Below are 16,302 nucleotides of genomic sequence, written 5' to 3' on the forward strand. Positions count from 1 at the left end.
TCCGGACGCAAACCCGGACCTAAAAGGAGCGAAGTGGCTAAGGTCCGGGTATACGAACTCGCCAAGGAGTTCGGCGTAGAGAGCAAGGTCGTCATGGCCAAGCTCCAAGAACTCGGTGAATTCGTCCGTTCGGCGTCCTCGACGATCGAGGCCCCCGTCGTACGTAAACTGACAGATGCCCTCCAGCAGGGCGGCGGTGGCGGCAAGCCCGCACCGCGCAAGGCAGCCCCGGCCAAGCCGGGCGCCCCCTCTCCGGCGCAGGCCGCCCGTCCGGCCGCCCCGCGCCCGCCGGCCCCGAAGCCGGCCGCGGCGGAAACGCCCGCGGCTGCTCCGGTGACCCCGGCCGCGTCGGGTCCCCGTCCGGGTCCCAAGCCCGCGCCGAAGCCCGCTCCGGCGGCTCCGGCTCCGGCCGCGCCCGAGTTCACCGCGCCTCCGTCGGCGCCGACGACTCCCGCGGCTCCTGCGGCATCCTCCGCCCCCTCGGCTCCGGCCGCGGGTGCCCGTCCGGGCGCCCCGCGTCCCGGCGGCCAGGCTCCGCGCCCCGGCGCCCGTCCTGCCGGTGGTCCCGGCCAGGGTGGTCAGGGCCGTGGTGACCGTCCCGAGCGCGGCGACCGTCAGGGCGCTCCGCGTCCCGGCGGCCAGGCCCCGCGTCCCGGTGGCGCTCGTCCGGCGGGTCCCCGTCCGGGCAACAACCCGTTCACCTCTGGTGGCTCCACCGGTATGGCGCGCCCGCAGGCGCCCCGTCCGGGCGGTGCCCCGCGTCCCGGCGGCGGTGCCGGTGGCCCCGGTGCCCCGCGCCCGCAGGGTGCCGGTCAGGACCGTGGTCCCCGTCCGCAGGGCGGTCCCGGTGGCGCTCCGCGTCCCCAGGGCGGTCCCGGCGGTGCCCGTCCGACTCCGGGCGGCATGCCCCGTCCGCAGGGTGGCGCTCCGCGTCCCGGCGGTGGCCCCGGTGGCAACCGTCCGAACCCCGGCATGATGCCGCAGCGTCCTGCTGCGGGTAGCCCGCGTCCCGGCGGTGGCCCCGGTGGCCGCGGTCCGGGTGGCGGCGGCGGTCGTCCCGGTGGTCCCGGTGGCGGCGGCGGTCGTCCGGGTGGCGGCGGCTTCGCCGGTCGTCCCGGTGGCGGCGGTGGCGGCTTCGCCGGTCGTCCGGCCGGTCCCGGTGGCGGTGGCGGCGGTTTCGCCGGTCGTCCGGGTGGTCCCGGTGGCGGCGGTGGCCGTCCCGGCTTCGGCGGTCGTCCGGGTGGTCCCGGTGGCCGTGGTGGCACGCAGGGCGCCTTCGGCCGTCCCGGCGGTCCCGCGCGTCGTGGTCGCAAGTCGAAGCGGCAGAGGCGCCAGGAATACGAGGCCATGCAGGCCCCGTCCGTCGGCGGCGTGATGCTGCCTCGCGGCAACGGACAGTCCGTCCGCCTGTCGCGCGGTGCCTCCCTCACCGACTTCGCCGAGAAGATCGGCGCCAACCCGGCGTCGCTCGTCGGCGTGATGATGAACCTCGGCGAGATGGTCACTGCCACGCAGTCCGTCTCCGACGAGACGCTGAAGCTCCTCGCGGACGAGATGAACTTCGTCCTCGAGATCGTCAGCCCCGAGGAGGAGGACCGCGAGCTGCTCGAGTCCTTCGACATCGAGTTCGGCGAGGACGAGGGCGACGAGGACGACCTCGTGGTCCGTCCGCCGGTCGTGACCGTCATGGGTCACGTCGACCACGGTAAGACCCGCCTTCTCGACACCATCCGCAAGACGAACGTCGTCGCGGGCGAGGCCGGCGGTATCACGCAGCACATCGGTGCGTACCAGGTCGCGACCGAGGTCAATGGTGAAGAGCGCAGGATCACCTTCATCGACACCCCCGGTCACGAGGCGTTCACCGCCATGCGTGCTCGTGGTGCCAAGTCGACCGACATCGCGATCCTCGTGGTGGCGGCCAACGACGGCGTGATGCCCCAGACGATCGAGGCGCTGAACCACGCCAAGGCGGCCGACGTGCCGATCGTGGTCGCGGTCAACAAGATCGACGTCGAGGGTGCCGACCCGACCAAGGTGCGCGGTCAGCTCACCGAGTTCGGTCTGGTGGCCGAGGAGTACGGCGGCGACACGATGTTCGTCGACATCTCCGCCAAGCAGGGCCTCAACATCGAGAGCCTGCTGGAGGCCGTGGTCCTGACCGCGGACGCCTCGCTCGACCTGCGGGCCAACCCGGAGCAGGACGCGCAGGGTATTGCGATCGAGTCCCACCTCGACCGCGGCCGGGGTGCCGTTTCGACGGTCCTGGTCCAGCGCGGCACGCTGCGCATCGGCGACACCATGGTGGTCGGCGACGCGTACGGCCGTGTCCGGGCGATGCTCGACGACAACGGCAACAACGTCGAGGAAGCGGGTCCGTCGACCCCCGTCCTGGTCCTGGGTCTCACCAACGTCCCGGGTGCCGGCGACAACTTCCTGGTTGTCGACGAGGACCGCACGGCGCGTCAGATCGCCGAGAAGCGCGCGGCGCGTGAGCGCAACGCCAACTTCGCCCGCCGGGGTGTCCGGTTCTCCCTGGAGAACCTGGACGAGGCCCTCAAGGCCGGTCTGGTGCAGGAACTCAACCTCATCATCAAGGGCGACGCGTCCGGTTCGGTGGAGGCTCTCGAGTCCTCGCTGCTCCAGCTCGACGTCGGCGAAGAGGTCGACATCCGTGTCCTGCACCGCGGTGTGGGTGCGGTCACCGAGTCCGACATCAACCTGGCGACCGGCTCCGACGCCATCGTCATCGGCTTCAACGTCCGCGCTGCGGGCCGCGCGGCGCAGATGGCGGAGCGCGAGGGCGTCGACGTCCGGTACTACTCGGTGATCTACCAGGCCATCGAGGAGATCGAGGCGGCCCTGAAGGGCATGCTGAAGCCGGAGTACGAGGAGGTCGAGCTCGGCACGGCGGAGATCCGCGAGGTCTTCAAGTCGTCCAAGCTGGGCAACATCGCCGGTGTCCTGGTCCGCTCGGGCGAGGTCAAGCGCAACACCAAGGCGCGCCTCATCCGCGACGGCAAGGTCATCGCGGAGAGCCTCAACATCTCCGGGCTGCGTCGCTTCAAGGACGACGTCACCGAGATCCGCGAAGGGTTCGAGGGCGGTATCAACCTCGGCAACTTCAACGACATCAAGGTCGACGACGTCATCGCGACGTACGAGATGCGCGAGAAGCCGCGGTCGTAACGCGGTGGTGTGAGCTGGCCGGCGGTGACCTGTCACCGCCGGCCAGTTTTCCGTCTGCCCGGGCGATGTACTGCCCCGGGTGGCCGGCGGGGGCCGGTCGTACGGTTGTCCGCGTCCCTCGAGGCGCCGAATATCCGTCGAGCGGCCCCACCCGTTCGTTGTACGGTTCAGAGGTCCCTGCCAAGCGCATTGGCAGGTCGTCTATCCCGTACCGGCGGGACATCCGGTTACACATGTATGTGGGGACGCTGTCCTTCGATCTCCTCCTCGGCGATGTTCACTCGCTGAAGGAGAAACGCTCTCTCGTCCGGCCGATCGTCGCGGAACTCCAGCGGAAGTACGCGGTGAGTGCCGCCGAGACGGGGAACCAGGATCTTCACCGCAGGGCAGAGATCGGCCTGGCGGCGGTCTCCGGAGACACCCAGCATCTCTCCGACCTACTGGACCGGTGCGAACGACTGGTCGCGGGACGGCCGGAGGTGGAACTGCTGTCGGTACGGCGCAGACTCCACACAGACGAAGACTGACGAAACAAGCAAGGCGAAGAAGGAGACGGACCAGTGGCCGACAACGCGCGGGCGAAGAGGCTGGCGGACCTCATCCGAGAGGTGGTGGCCCAGAAGCTGCAGCGCGGGATCAAGGACCCGCGGCTCGGCACTCACGTCACCATCACGGACACCCGGGTCACCGGGGACCTCCGGGAGGCCACCGTCTTCTACACGGTGTACGGGGACGACGAGGAGCGCGCGGAGGCAGCCGCGGGCCTGGAGAGCGCCAAGGGCGTGCTCCGCTCGGCGGTCGGCGCGGCGGCGGGCGTGAAGTTCACGCCGACGCTGACGTTCGTCGCGGACGCCCTGCCGGACACCGCCAAGACCATCGAGGACCTCCTCGACAAGGCTCGGGCCTCGGACGAGAAGGTGCGCGAGGTCTCGGCCGGCGCGGCGTTCGCCGGTGAGGCGGACCCGTACAAGAAGCCGGGCGAGGACGACGAGGACGACGCCGCGGAATGACGGAGAAGCCCCGGACGCCCGACGGACTTGTCATTGTCGACAAGCCGTCGGGCTTCACTTCGCACGACGTGGTCGCCAAGATGCGCGGTATCGCGCGCACCCGGCGAGTCGGCCACGCAGGCACCCTCGACCCCATGGCGACGGGCGTGCTCGTCCTCGGTGTCGAGAGGGCCACCAAGCTCCTCGGACACCTGGCGCTCACCGAGAAGGAGTACCTCGGCACGATCCGGCTCGGCCAGAACACGCTGACCGACGACGCCGAGGGCGACCTCACCTCGTCGACGGACGCCTCCGGCGTGCGGCGCGACGCGATCGACGCCGGGGTCGCCAAGCTGACCGGCGCCATCATGCAGGTGCCGTCCAAGGTCAGCGCCATCAAGATCGACGGCGTGCGCTCCTACAAGCGGGCGCGCGAGGGCGAGGAGTTCGAGATCCCGGCCCGCCCGGTGACCATCTCGTCCTTCGCTGTGTACGACGTCCGTGACGCCGTCGCCGAGGACGGCACCCCCGTGGTCGACCTGGTCGTCTCGGTGGTGTGCTCGTCGGGGACGTACATCCGGGCGCTCGCCCGTGATCTCGGCGCGGATCTGGGCGTCGGCGGCCACCTCACCGCCCTGCGCCGCACCCGGGTCGGCCCCTACAAGCTGGACTCCGCGCGCACGCTCGACCAGCTCCAGGAGGAGCTGACGGTGATGCCGGTCGCCGACGCGGCCTCGGCGGCGTTCCCGCGCTGGGACGTCGACACCCGGCGCGGTGGCCTGCTGCTGAACGGTGTGCGCCTGGAGATGCCCGAGGAGTACGCGGGCAAGGGCGCCGTTGCGGTCTTCGGCCCCAAGGGCGAGTTCCTCGCGCTGGTCGAGGAACAGAAGGGCAAGGCCAAGAGCCTCGCCGTCTTCGGCTGAGGTCGGACGGCGCCCGAAGAGCTCCGCCCATGGAGCGGCGGCCACGGGGTCTCGTGCCCGCCGCTCCACGGTCCCCCTCGGTTCCCCCTCCCAAGGTCTATCCATCCCGTCGCGCCTGTTCACCCCTTCGGGCGGGCGCTCGGAGTGAACCGAGGTGTGGAAGGGGGCGCGTTCACCACGCGATCTGTCCCGCCGATCACCCCGCGCCTACCGTCGGAACGAGGAACGCGGCGGGGAGGTTCGAGCATGGCGGGACGCGGCCCGCGGACCGGGGACCTGGAGGTGCCGGCCGCCGTCCGGGAGACGTGGGACGGCGCCTTGGTGCGCGTCTGCGACCTGGCGGGCCGGCCACGCGGCACGGGTTTCGCGGCCGACCACCACGGCACGGTCGTCACCAGCCACGAAGCCGTCGACGGTCTGGTCCGGCTCGTGCTGCATGCCGGTGACCGCACCTGTGTGGTGACCGCCGACGCCGTGGTCCCGCTGCCCGACGCGGGTCTGGCGCTCGTCCGCACCGAAGGCCTCGGCCTCGACCCGCTCCCCGTCACCGTGCGGGACCGCGTCGCGACCGGTACGTACGTCAGGATCGCGGCGGGCACCTGGCGCGAGGCGCGGGTTCTGGAGACGTCCGCCGTGACGTACACGGCCACCGACCGCTTCCATCTCCTGCGTGGCGCCCTGGAATTGGCGATCGGCACGGCGGGCGCGGACGCCCTCCGGCTGGGCGGCGGAGCGGCCGGGGGACCGGTCGTCGACCCCACCACCGGCGCCGTGGTCGCGGTCCTCGGCACCGCCCTGCTTCCGCAGGCCCGGGAGGGCACCGACCCGGGGGACACCGCCGTCCACCGGGCGCCCGGCTTCGCCGTTCCCCTGCGGGGCGTGGCGGGCCCACTCGCCGAGCTGCTCGCCCGCAACGCCGCGACCGTGCCCGCTTATGGGGCCGATCTGAACCTCGCCGGCGCCCTGGAGCTGACCGCGACCTCGGTCGGCTCGGACGGACCGCGTCCACCGGGCCCGCCGGGCTCCGCGGGACCGGTGCCCGAACCCGTCGAACGTGCCGCCGTCGTCCGGGAGTTCGCGGCCTTCGAGGCGGGCCCCGCCGCCGTCCTCGGGCTGGTCGGCCCGCCCGGCAGCGGCCGTACGACGGAACTGGCGGCCCTCGCCGCACGCCGCGCCCACGGCCCGGAACCGGCCCCCACCCTGTGGCTGCGCGGCGCCGACCTCCTCGCCGGCGACGGCTCGGTGGCCGACGCGGCGACCCGCGCCCTGGAGCGCGCCGGGCGGATCGTGGCGGCGTCACGACAGAACCCCGGAGGGGAGCCGGGCGAGGACCCGCGCCGGTCCGCCGGGGCGGAGCTGCTGCCTCCCGCCGGGTACGCCGGAGAGCTGGGCGACATCGGGCCGGACCGGCTGGCCCGGCTGGCGCGTGCCGCCGGACGGCCGCTGCTGCTCCTGCTGGACGGGCCCGAGGAGATGCCGCCCGAGCCGGCCCACCGGCTGCCGGCCTGGACGGAGGCGACGGCGGCCTGGCTGGCGGAGACCGGCGCGCGGCTCGTCGTCGGCTGCCGGGCGGAGTACTGGGAGCACGCCGGAGCGGACTTCCCCGCGGAGCTGTTGCACACGCCGGGCAGCGGGAGCCCGGTCCCCCCGGGAGGTCCTGCGGCGTGGGAGGCGGGCCCGCCGCTGCCTCCCTGCGTGCGGCTGGGGGACCTGACCGAGGAGGAGGCCGCACGGGCCCGGGCGCGTGCCGGGATCCCCGAGGGCGTCCTCGCCGCCGCCGACGCCCGCCATCCATTGGTGCTACGGCTGCTCTCCGAGGTCCGCGCCGCGCTGCCGGACCCGCCGGGCGAGGCGCTCGACCGCGACGCCGTGTTCGCCGCCCACCTCGACCTGATGTGCCTGCGTGTCGCCGTCCGGCTCGCGGCGGCGAACGGCCTGCGCGGCACCGCCGTACGGCGGCTCGCCGCCCGGGTCTCCGGCCAGGTGCACGAGGCGGCGCGGCGCAGCCTGGGACCCGGGCAGGGCGAGCTGGACCGCGCGTCCTTCGAAGCCGTCTTCCCCTGGGGACCCGCACCGGGACCGCGCTTCGCCGGCACCACCGGCTGGGCGTCCGCCGTCCTCACCGAGGGTCTCCTCGTCCCCGCCGGCGACGGCTACCGGTTCGCCCACGAGGAGCTGGCCGACTGGATCCAGGGCACGCACCTCGACCTGGACGGCGCGCTGCACACCCTGGTGCACCGGGCGCGTACGCCCGTCGGCACCGACCAGGGCCCCGGGCACACGGACACCGCCGGACCGAGCCGCCGCCGTGCGCGCCGTACCCACCCGCCGGCCGCGGCCTCCCGGGCGACGGACGGCGCACCGGCGTCGGGGACCTCCCGTACGGCCACGAGGGACACGCTCCCCGTACCCCGCCACCGCGTCGGCCCCGTCGTCGAGACCCTGCTCCTGCTCGCCCGTCAACAGGGGGCCGCCGAACTGACCCTCCGTCTGGAGGACCTCGTGCGGGCGGTGGACGAACTGCTTCCGGCGGCACAGGACCCCGCGGGCGACGCGCTCTGGTGGGCCACCCATCTCTGCGCCGACGTCCTGCTCCGGGTGCCCGACGCGACGCCGTACACCGATGTCCTGCTGCTGCTCACCGAGCGGATCGTGGCCTGGCGGGAGCAGGGCCGAGCCGTACCGGCGCCGTTCGGCCCGGCGTTCTGGGCCGCCGTCCCGCTGCCGCCCGCCGCGCGCTTCGACCTGCTCAGGCGCCTGGTCGTCACCGACCCCCGCCGGACCGCGGCGGCCGCCACGGTCCTCCCCGGCGAACCGCACGCCACGCCGCGCCATCTCGACACCGTCGCCCGTCTCCTCGCCGAGAACCCCACGGCCGTACAGCCGTATCTCACCGGCTGGTTCGACGACGAGCGGGGGCTGCCCGCGATGCCCCACGCGACCGTGGCGGCTGCCGCGCAGGCGCTGCTGTACGCACACCGGCGGCGGGCTCTGGACGACCTGGCGGAGGCACTGGTGGACTGCGCGCACCGGCGGGGCGACGAACTGCTGGCCGCGCTGGCGGAGGAGGAGCCGTCGGCCGTGTGCCGGGCGGTGGACCGGTGGGCCCACGACGAACGGCCGGACCGCCGGGTCGCCGCCGTCGCGTACGGGCTGCGTGCCGCGCCGTTCGCGGCCACCGGAGCCGACCGCGAACTGCTGCGCTACGCAGCGCTCGCCGTGCTCGCCCGCCCCACCGACGGCACGCTGCACGGCGGCGCGCTCGGCATCCTCGTACGAGATCCGCGCACCCGGGAGCCCTATCTGCCGCAGGCGCTGGAGCGCTTCGCGGCCGGTGACGCGCGGCTGTCGCCGGACACCCTGGTCGCCGCGCTCGCCACCCACCCGGAGCCGGTGTTCGCGGCCTTCCGCGAGCGGCTGCGGCGACCCGGACCGGACACGGCCGAGCTGCTGCGCACCCTCGCCGACGTCACCACACCCGCACTCGCCCGCCGGGTCGCCACCCTGGTCCGCGAGGCCGTGGAGAGCTGCCCGGAGGCCGCCCCGTACATCGCCGCGTTCGTCGAGCGGCGCCTCGACCACGGCGAGGGCGCCCACCTCGTGCTCTTCCCGCTGGTCAGCGGCCTGTTGGCGGGGTGTCCCGGTGCGGTGCGGGCAGCCCTCGCGCAGGTCCTGGCCGCGCCGGACACCACGGCGTCCGCCCTGCTGCGGCGCGAACTGCTCGACCTGCTGCTGGCCCACGAACGGGACCCCGCCGTCCTCGACACCGTCCTGAGGGCCGCCGCCGTCGGCTTCGGCCTGCGCGGCGAGGAACCCACCCGCGACCTGGTGCACCGCGTCGGCCGCCTCCTTGTCCGCACCCCCGCCGGTGCCACCGGATTCGACCGGGGACTCGTCGACCTGGCCCGGCGCGTCCCTGGCTTCGCCTCCCTGATGGCCCGCTGGCTGAACGGCACACCCGACGACTGGTCCGCCGTCGTGGGCCCCAGCACCCGCCGCATGATCGAGAACCTCGCGGGACCACGGGTCCCGGCCTGAGCCCGCCGTGAGCGGCTCCCGGCGCTGAGCGATGTGTCACAGCCCGATGCCGATGCGAGCGGTGCCCGTCCGGCATGGCACCCTTAGAGCTGCGAATGAGGCAATCACGGACACGGGTTCGACAAGGAGCGGTCACAGTGCAGCGCTGGCGTGGCTTGGAGGACATCCCCGAGGACTGGGGGCGCAGCGTCGTCACCATCGGTTCCTACGACGGGGTGCACCGCGGACACCAGCTGATCATCCGGCATGCCGTGGACCGCGCCCGCGAGCTGGGCGTCCCCTCCGTCGTGGTCACCTTCGACCCGCACCCCAGCGAGGTGGTCCGCCCCGGCAGCCACCCGCCGCTGCTCGCCCCGCACCACCGCCGTGCCGAGCTGATGGCCGAACTGGGTGTGGACGCGCTGCTCATCCTGCCGTTCACCACCGAGTTCTCGAAGCTGTCGCCCGCCGACTTCGTGGTGAAGGTGCTCGTCGACAAGCTGCACGCCAAGGCCGTCGTCGAGGGCCCCAACTTCCGCTTCGGCCACAAGGCCGCGGGCAACGTCGACTTCCTGCGCGAGCAGGGCAAGACGTACGACTTCGAGGTCGAGGTCGTGGACCTGTACGTGAGCGGCGCGGCCGGCGGCGGTGAGCCGTTCTCCTCGACGCTCACCCGGCGGCTGGTGGCCGAGGGCGACGTCGAGGGCGCGCGCGAGATCCTCGGACGCCCGCACCGCGTCGAGGGCGTCGTCGTCCGGGGCGCCCAGCGCGGCCGTGAACTCGGCTTCCCCACGGCGAACGTCGAGACCCTCCCGCACACCGCGATCCCCGCCGACGGCGTCTACGCGGGCTGGCTGCACGCCCAGGGCGAGATCATGCCCGCCGCGATCTCCGTCGGTACGAACCCGCAGTTCGACGGCACCGAGCGCACCGTCGAGGCGTATGCCATCGACCGGGTCGGCCTCGACCTCTACGGCCTGCACGTCGCCGTCGACTTCCTCGCCTTCGTCCGTGGCCAGGCCCGGTTCGACTCCATCGAGGACCTGTTGGTGGCCATCGCCGACGACGTGAAGCGGTCGCGGGAGATGATCGAGGCGTACCAGGGCGAGTAGTCCCCGCCGTACGACACGTGAGCGGCCGGTGCCCTGGTGGGCCCGGCCGCTCCGTCATGTCCGTCCTGCCTCGTGCGCGGCTGCCGTGCCGCGCCCGGTCACACCTCGGGGCGTACCGCCCGCGCCCAGTGGCAGGCCACCTGGGTCCCGCCCGCACCGTCCAGCACCGCCAGGTCCTGACCGCGGCAGGCGTCCGCCACGCCTGCCCGCTCCGCCTGCCCGCTCGCCAGGACCTGGCAGCGGGCGTGGAAGCGGCAGCCTCCCGGGATGCGGGAGGGGTCCGGCGGCTCACCGCTGAGCACGACCGGATCGCCCGGAGCCTCCGGTAGAACGGACAACAGGGCCTGTGTGTACGGGTGCTGAGGTGCCGTCAGGACCTGCTCGACGGGGCCGGTCTCCACGATCCGGCCGAGGTACATGACCGCGACCCGGTCGGCGATGTTCCACGCGAGGCCGAGATCGTGGGTCACCACCAGTGCGGACAGGCCGAGTTCGTCGCGCAGCCGCAGGAGCAGCGCGAGGATCTCACCGCGGACGGAGGCGTCGAGGGACGCCACCGGCTCGTCGGCGACGATGAGTTCGGGCTCCAGGACGAGCGCTCCGGCGATGACGACGCGCTGGCGCTGACCGCCGGACAACTCGTGCGGGTAGCGCAGGAAGAACCGCTCGGGAGGCCGCAGCCCCGCCCGGGACAGCGCGCCCGCGACCGCCGCGCGCTCGTCGCCCCCGTACCCGTGGATGCGGAGCCCCTCGGCCACCGCGTCGTACACCGTGTGGCGCGGGTTGAGCGAGCCGCTCGGATCCTGGAGGACCAGCTGGACGCGTCTGCGGTACGCCTTCAGCGCGCGTGAGGAGTAGTCCAGCGGCCGGCCGTCGAAGGTGACACCGCCGCCGGTCGGCGGGACCAGACCGAGCAGTGAGCGGGCCAGGGTCGTCTTGCCGCAGCCCGACTCGCCGACCAGGGCGACGATCTCGCCGGGCCGGATGTCGAGGTCGACGCCGTCGACGGCACGGGCACGGTCGGCGCCCTGTCGGCCGGGGAAGGCGACGTGCAGGCCCCGCGCGCTCAGCAGGGGCCCGGTGGTCACGGGGGATGTCGTCGTCATGGCGTGCTCCTGACCGGTTCGGCGTCCACGGCCGTGTCCGCGTGGACGCAGGCGGCCCACCGACCGGCCCCCGCGTCCCGCAGCACCTGGTCGTCCGTCACACACGCGTCCACGACCACCGGACAGCGGGGGTGGAAGGTGCAGCCGGACGGCAGCGCCGACGGGTCGGGCGGATCACCGGGCAGGCCGCGCGGCGCGAACCGCGACCCGGCGTCGCCGATCCGCGGGAAGGCGGCCGACAGGGCCTTTCCGTAGGGGTGTCGGGCGTTCTCGTAGACCTGTCGTGCGGGGCCCTCCTCGACCACGCGGCCCGCGTACATCACGGCCAGCCGGTCACAGGTGTCGGCCAGTACGGCGAGGTCGTGACTGATCATGACGAGCCCCACCTCCTGCTCGCTGACGAGCTGTTCGATCAGCCGGAGGATCTGTGCCTGGATCATCACGTCGAGCGCCGTGGTCGGCTCGTCGGCGATGACCAGCTGGGGGTCGCAGGCCAACGCCATGGCGATCATGACGCGTTGGCGCTGTCCGCCGGACAGCTCGTGCGGGTAGGCGTCCGCGCGGGCGGCCGGCAGCCCCACCTGTTCGAGGAGTTCCCCCGTCCTCCTCCGCGCGCCCGCCGGGGTCGCCTTCCGGTGCAGCAGGATCGGCTCGGCGATCTGGTCGCCGACGCGGTGCACCGGGTTCAGCGAGTGCATCGCGCCCTGGAAGACGATCGAGGCGCCCGCCCAGCGCACCGCCCGCACCCGGCCCCACTTCATCGTCAGCACGTCCTCGCCGCCGAGGAGGATCTCCCCGCTGGTGTGCGTGCCCGCGGGAAGCAGCCGCAGCAGGGCCAGCGCCAGTGTGGACTTGCCGCACCCCGACTCGCCCGCGATGCCGAGCTTCTGACCCGCGTCGAGCGAGAGGTCCACCCCGCGTACGGCGGCCGCGCCGCCCGGATACGTCACGGCGAGGTTCCTGACCTCCAGCAGGCGTTGCCCGCTCGGCGTCCTGGACGCCTCCGGTGTCCTGTCGGTCGTCGTGCTCACCGTGCCACCCCCAGCTTCGGGTTGAGGACCGACTCCACCGCGCGGCCGCACAGCGTGAACGCCAACGCGACCACGGCGATCGCGACGCCCGGCGGCACCAGGTACCACCACTTGCCGGCGCTGACCGCGCCCGCCTCCCGGGCGTCCTGGAGCAGCCCGCCCCACGAGACCACCGTCGGGTCGCCGAGGCCGAGGAAGGCGAGCGTGGCCTCCGCGAGGATCGCCGAGGAGATGATGAGGGTCGTCTGGGCCAGCACGAGCGGCATCACGTTGGGCAGGACGTGGCGGGTCATGATGTGCCAGTGGCCGCCGCCGAGCGCCTTGGCCCGCTCGATGTACGGCCGCGACTCCACGGCGAGGGTCTGCGCGCGCACCAGCCGGGCCGTCGTGGGCCAGGTGGTGACGCCGATCGCCAGGATGATCGTGCCGAGCGAGCGGGTCATCACGGTCGCCAGCGCGATGGCGAGGACCAGCGTCGGCATCACGAGGAACCAGTCCGTGATCCGCATCAGCACGGTCGCGTACCAGCCGCGGAAGTGCCCGGCGGTGATCCCGATCAGCGCTCCGATCGCCACCGACAGGACGGCGGCGAGCAGCCCGACCAGCAGCGAGACGCGGGCGCCCCACACCACCAGCCCCAGCAGGTTCCGCCCGAACTGGTCGGTGCCCAGCGGGAACGCGGTGCTCGGGCCCTCCAGTGGGTCGCCGGGCGCGTTCGTCACGCTCTGCACGTCGGAGCCCACGGTGAGCGGGGCGGTCAGCGCGATCAGGCCGAACAGGGCGAGGGCGGCGAGTCCGAAGACGCCCGCCCGGTGCGTTCGGTACTGCTTCCAGAAGCGGGCCGCGGAGTGGCGGCGGCGCTGCCGGGCGAGGGTACGGGGGCTCGACGGGACGGTCTGCGGGGTTGCTTCGGTCGTCATCGGCCCGTCCGGCTCGGTCGTGGTCATCGGCCCACCCGGGGGTCCAGCAGCGGATAGATCAGGTCGGCCAGTGTGTTCATCACGATCACGGCGGCCGCGAAGACGAAGAACAGCCCCTGCACCAGCGGCAGATCGGGCACGCTCAGCGCCTGGTAGAACAGCCCGCCGAGCCCTGGCCAGGAGAAGACGGTCTCGACGAGGATCACGCCCGCGACCGTCCGGCCGAGGTTGATGAAGATCAGCGTGACCGTCGGCAGCAGCGCGTTCGGCACGGCGTGACGGCGGCGTACGAGGTCGTCCCGCAGCCCCTTCGCGCGGGCCGTGGTCAGATAGTCGCTGCCCATCTCGTCGAGCAGCGCCGAACGCGTCACCAGCAGCGTCTGCCCGTACTCGACGGCGACCAGCGTCACCACCGGCAGGACCAGATGGTGGGCGACGTCGAGGACGTACGCGAAGCCCTCCTTGTCGCCCGACTCCATGCCGCCCGTCGGGAACAGTCCGGGGACGGGACCCATGCCCACCGAGAAGACGATGATGAGCAGCAGCCCCAGCCAGAACGACGGGATCGAGTAGAGCGTCAGCGCCAGACCGGTGTTGACGCGGTCGCTCGGTCCGCCGTGCCGCCACGCGGACCGCGTGCCGATGAAGATGCCGAGTGCCGTGTAGAGGACGAAGGCCGTCACCGTGAGCAGCAGGGTGTTCGGCAGCGCCTCGGTGATCTTGTCGATGACGGGGGCGCGGAACTGGTACGAGGTACCGAGATCGCCCGTGAGCGCCTTGCCGCAGTAGTCGGTGAACTGCTCCCACAGCGGCAGGTCGAGACCGAACTCCTTGCGATAGTTGGCGAGTTGTTCGGCGGACACCTGACGGCCGCCCGTCATGTACTTGACCGGGTCGCCGGGGATGAGCCGGAACAGGAAGAAACTGGTGACGAGGACGGCGAGCAGGGAGACGGCGGCGCCGCCCAGCTTGCCCGCCACGTACCGCGGATAGGCGGTACCGGCGCGCGCTTTTCGCCCGCGGGCCGACGGCCCGGCCGGAGCCGGACCGCCGGTCGCCTCGACCAGCGAGGGTGTTGCCTCAGCGGTCATGAACCACTCATTCGCTCGTGCGATCACGGGGCCCCGGGCCGCGGTGCTCCCGGGGGAGGGCGGCGCGGGCACTACTCACGGTCGTCGGCCGTCGAGCGGCGGCGCATCGCGAGGAACGCACCGGCGCCCACGAGGACGACGACGCCCGCGACGATGCCGATGATGACGCCCGTCGAGCCGGAACCGCCGGAGGACGCACCGGAGGAGCCCGCGGGAACGGCCGACCACCAGCTCCAGTAGCCGTCCTGGCCGTAGATGTTGCCCGCGGCCTTCGGCATCGTCTCGATCGACTTGATCTGGTCCGTGCGATAGGCCTCGACCGCGTTCGGGTACGCCATGACGTTCATGTACCCGGTGTCGTAGAGGCGCGACTGCATCTGCTTGACGAGGTCCGTCCGCTTCGCGGTGTCGTACTCGGCGAGCTGCCGGCCGTACAGGTCGTCGTACTTCTTGTCGCAGATGAAGTTGTCCGTCGCGCCCGTGTCCTTCGGAGTGGCCGGGAGTGCGCCGCACGTGTGGATCGACAGGACGAAGTCGGGGTCCGGGTTCACCGACCAGCCGTCGAAGGCGAGGTCGTAGTCACCCGCCAGCCACGGATCGGTCACGTTGTCCAGGCAGTTGAGCGTGACCCCGATGCCCAGCTTCCCGAACCACTCCTTCACGTACTGCCCGACCGCCTTGTCGTTCGGGTCGGTGGCGTGGCAGAGGATCCGGTAGTTGATCGGCTTGCCGTTCTTCTCGACGCGCTTGCCGTCGGCGTTCTTCTTGTAGCCCGCCTCGTCGAGCAGTTTGGCGGCCCGGGCCGGGTCGTAGGCCAGCTCCTGGTCCGCCGACGGCTTCCACGCGTACGTCGAGAAGCGCGGCGGGATGTAGCCCGCGCCCGCGACGGCGTGCCCCTGGAAGACCTTGTCGATCAGGGTCTGCCGGTCGATCGACAGGAACAGCGCCTGGCGGACCTTCTGGTCGAGCAGCGACCGGGCGCCGTCACCGAAGTGCTTGCCGTTCCTGGCCTGCGCGCCCGGGTTGGTGGCCAGCGCGTAGAAGCGGCGCCCCGGTGCGTCGTTGACCTTGACGTCCGGCTCGGACTTGAGCGCGGTCGACTGCGCGGGCGTCAGGTTGGAGACGAAGGACACCTCGCCCTTCTGGAGCGCCGCGACGGCCGCGTCCCCGTCCTTGTAGTACTTGAAGACCAGCTCGTCGAACTTCGGGGCCCCGCGCCAGAAGGTCTTGTTGGGCTTCAGCCGTACGTAGCTGTCGGCCTTGTAACCCGTGAGGACGAACGGGCCGTTGCCGACGACCGGGAAGCTCTTGTCGTTGTTGAACTTGGAGAGGTCGCCGACCTTCTCCCACACGTGCTTCGGCACGATCGGCACGTCGAGCGCCGCCATCGTGGCCTGCGGCTTCTTCAGCTCGATCACCAGCTTGGTGGGGCTGGGGGCGGTGACCTTCCTGAAGTTGGCGACGAAGCTGCCGTTGGCGGTGCCCGCGGCCTCGTCGGTCATCATCTTGTTGAACGTCCACGCCGCGTCCTGGGCGGTGGCCCGCTGTCCGTCCGACCACTGGGAGTTGGAGCGGATCGTGTACGTCCAGGTCAGCTTGTCCGCCGACGGCGCCCACTTGGTGGCGAGGCCCGGGATCGCGTGGTTGTCCGCCGGGTCGTAGTTGGTCAGGTACTCGTACATCAGCCGGTGGATGCTGGTACTGACCAGGCGCGACGCCAGGAACGGGCTCAGCGAGTCGACGCTCTGCGCGACCGCGACGGTGAGGACCTTCTTGCCCTCCTTCGCCTGAGCCTGCTGCGGGGCCGGGTTGAGCGGGGTCGCGAGACCGGCGGACAGGGTGAGGGCGGCGACCCCCGCGGCGGCGACGAGCCGGGGCCGCACCAGGCCTCTGCGGTGCTGCTCTTGTGTCTTCATGGGTCCAT

Annotated in this window: 11 protein-coding genes; 6 read left to right on the forward strand and 5 right to left on the reverse strand. The window is 72.5% G+C overall.

Translation table 11 applies throughout. The annotated features are described in order from the left end of the window. Positions 1-33 precede the first annotated feature (33 nt). The 6 genes from infB (at position 34) to AB0C62_RS31410 (ending at position 10,230) form a co-directional block, all read left to right on the forward strand. Positions 34-3,189, forward strand: coding sequence for a translation initiation factor IF-2 (gene infB, locus AB0C62_RS31385; protein ID WP_362978913.1), 3,156 nt, complete (start codon positions 34-36; stop codon positions 3,187-3,189). Positions 3,190-3,422: 233 nt separating this feature from the next. Beyond that, a complete protein-coding gene (locus tag AB0C62_RS31390; protein WP_362978915.1) occupies positions 3,423-3,716 on the forward strand; it encodes a DUF503 domain-containing protein in 294 nt (97 codons plus the stop codon). 33 nt (positions 3,717-3,749) lie between these two features. Further along, positions 3,750-4,199, forward strand: a complete 450-nt coding sequence (rbfA, locus tag AB0C62_RS31395) for a 30S ribosome-binding factor RbfA (RefSeq protein WP_362978917.1) — start codon at positions 3,750-3,752, stop codon at positions 4,197-4,199. Continuing rightward, entirely contained in the window at positions 4,196-5,101 is a 906-nt protein-coding gene (gene truB, locus AB0C62_RS31400) for a tRNA pseudouridine(55) synthase TruB (RefSeq protein ID WP_362978919.1), read from the forward strand. Before rbfA ends, truB begins: the two co-directional genes overlap by 4 nt. Positions 5,102-5,422: 321 nt before the next feature. Continuing rightward, positions 5,423-9,139, forward strand: a complete 3,717-nt coding sequence (locus AB0C62_RS31405) for a trypsin-like peptidase domain-containing protein (RefSeq protein WP_362978955.1) — start codon at positions 5,423-5,425, stop codon at positions 9,137-9,139. A gap of 137 nt (positions 9,140-9,276) precedes the next feature. Continuing rightward, on the forward strand, positions 9,277-10,230 hold the full coding sequence (locus tag AB0C62_RS31410) for a bifunctional riboflavin kinase/FAD synthetase (protein WP_362978921.1): 954 nt from the start codon (positions 9,277-9,279) through the stop codon (positions 10,228-10,230). Between the two features lie 98 nt (positions 10,231-10,328). Here AB0C62_RS31410 and AB0C62_RS31415 read toward each other — a convergent pair whose 3' ends face one another. From AB0C62_RS31415 to AB0C62_RS31435, 5 genes are all read right to left on the reverse strand, one after another. Continuing rightward, positions 10,329-11,336, reverse strand: a complete 1,008-nt coding sequence (locus AB0C62_RS31415; protein WP_362978923.1) for an ABC transporter ATP-binding protein — start codon at positions 11,334-11,336, stop codon at positions 10,329-10,331. Next, positions 11,333-12,367 (reverse strand): ABC transporter ATP-binding protein, encoded by a 1,035-nt coding sequence (locus AB0C62_RS31420; RefSeq protein WP_362978925.1) that lies wholly within the window; start codon positions 12,365-12,367, stop codon positions 11,333-11,335. Before AB0C62_RS31420 ends, AB0C62_RS31415 begins: the two co-directional genes overlap by 4 nt. After that, entirely contained in the window at positions 12,364-13,287 is a 924-nt protein-coding gene (locus AB0C62_RS31425; RefSeq protein WP_362978957.1) for an ABC transporter permease, read from the reverse strand. The genes AB0C62_RS31420 and AB0C62_RS31425 overlap by 4 nt, the downstream gene beginning before the upstream one ends. A gap of 23 nt (positions 13,288-13,310) precedes the next feature. After that, positions 13,311-14,378: an ABC transporter permease gene (locus tag AB0C62_RS31430; protein ID WP_362978927.1), complete on the reverse strand. Its 1,068-nt coding sequence runs from the start codon at positions 14,376-14,378 to the stop codon at positions 13,311-13,313. A 71-nt stretch (positions 14,379-14,449) separates the two neighbouring features. After that, positions 14,450-16,294 (reverse strand): ABC transporter substrate-binding protein, encoded by a 1,845-nt coding sequence (locus AB0C62_RS31435; RefSeq protein WP_362978929.1) that lies wholly within the window; start codon positions 16,292-16,294, stop codon positions 14,450-14,452. Positions 16,295-16,302 lie beyond the last annotated feature (8 nt).

The organism is Streptomyces sp. NPDC048643, from assembly GCF_040650615.1.
Classification (GTDB): Bacteria; Actinomycetota; Actinomycetes; order Streptomycetales; family Streptomycetaceae; genus Streptomyces.

Excerpts from the sequence above, each read along its gene's own strand:
- AB0C62_RS31390 (WP_362978915.1), top strand. The coding sequence starts at position 3,423 with ATGTATGTGGGGACGCTGTCCTTCGATCTCCTCCTCGGCGATGTTCAC.
- truB (WP_362978919.1), top strand. The coding sequence starts at position 4,196 with ATGACGGAGAAGCCCCGGACGCCCGACGGACTTGTCATTGTCGACAAG.
- AB0C62_RS31415 (WP_362978923.1), bottom strand. The coding sequence starts at position 11,336 with ATGACGACGACATCCCCCGTGACCACCGGGCCCCTGCTGAGCGCGCGG.
- AB0C62_RS31425 (WP_362978957.1), bottom strand. The coding sequence starts at position 13,287 with ATGACGACCGAAGCAACCCCGCAGACCGTCCCGTCGAGCCCCCGTACC.
- AB0C62_RS31430 (WP_362978927.1), bottom strand. The coding sequence starts at position 14,378 with ATGACCGCTGAGGCAACACCCTCGCTGGTCGAGGCGACCGGCGGTCCG.
- AB0C62_RS31435 (WP_362978929.1), bottom strand. The coding sequence starts at position 16,294 with ATGAAGACACAAGAGCAGCACCGCAGAGGCCTGGTGCGGCCCCGGCTC.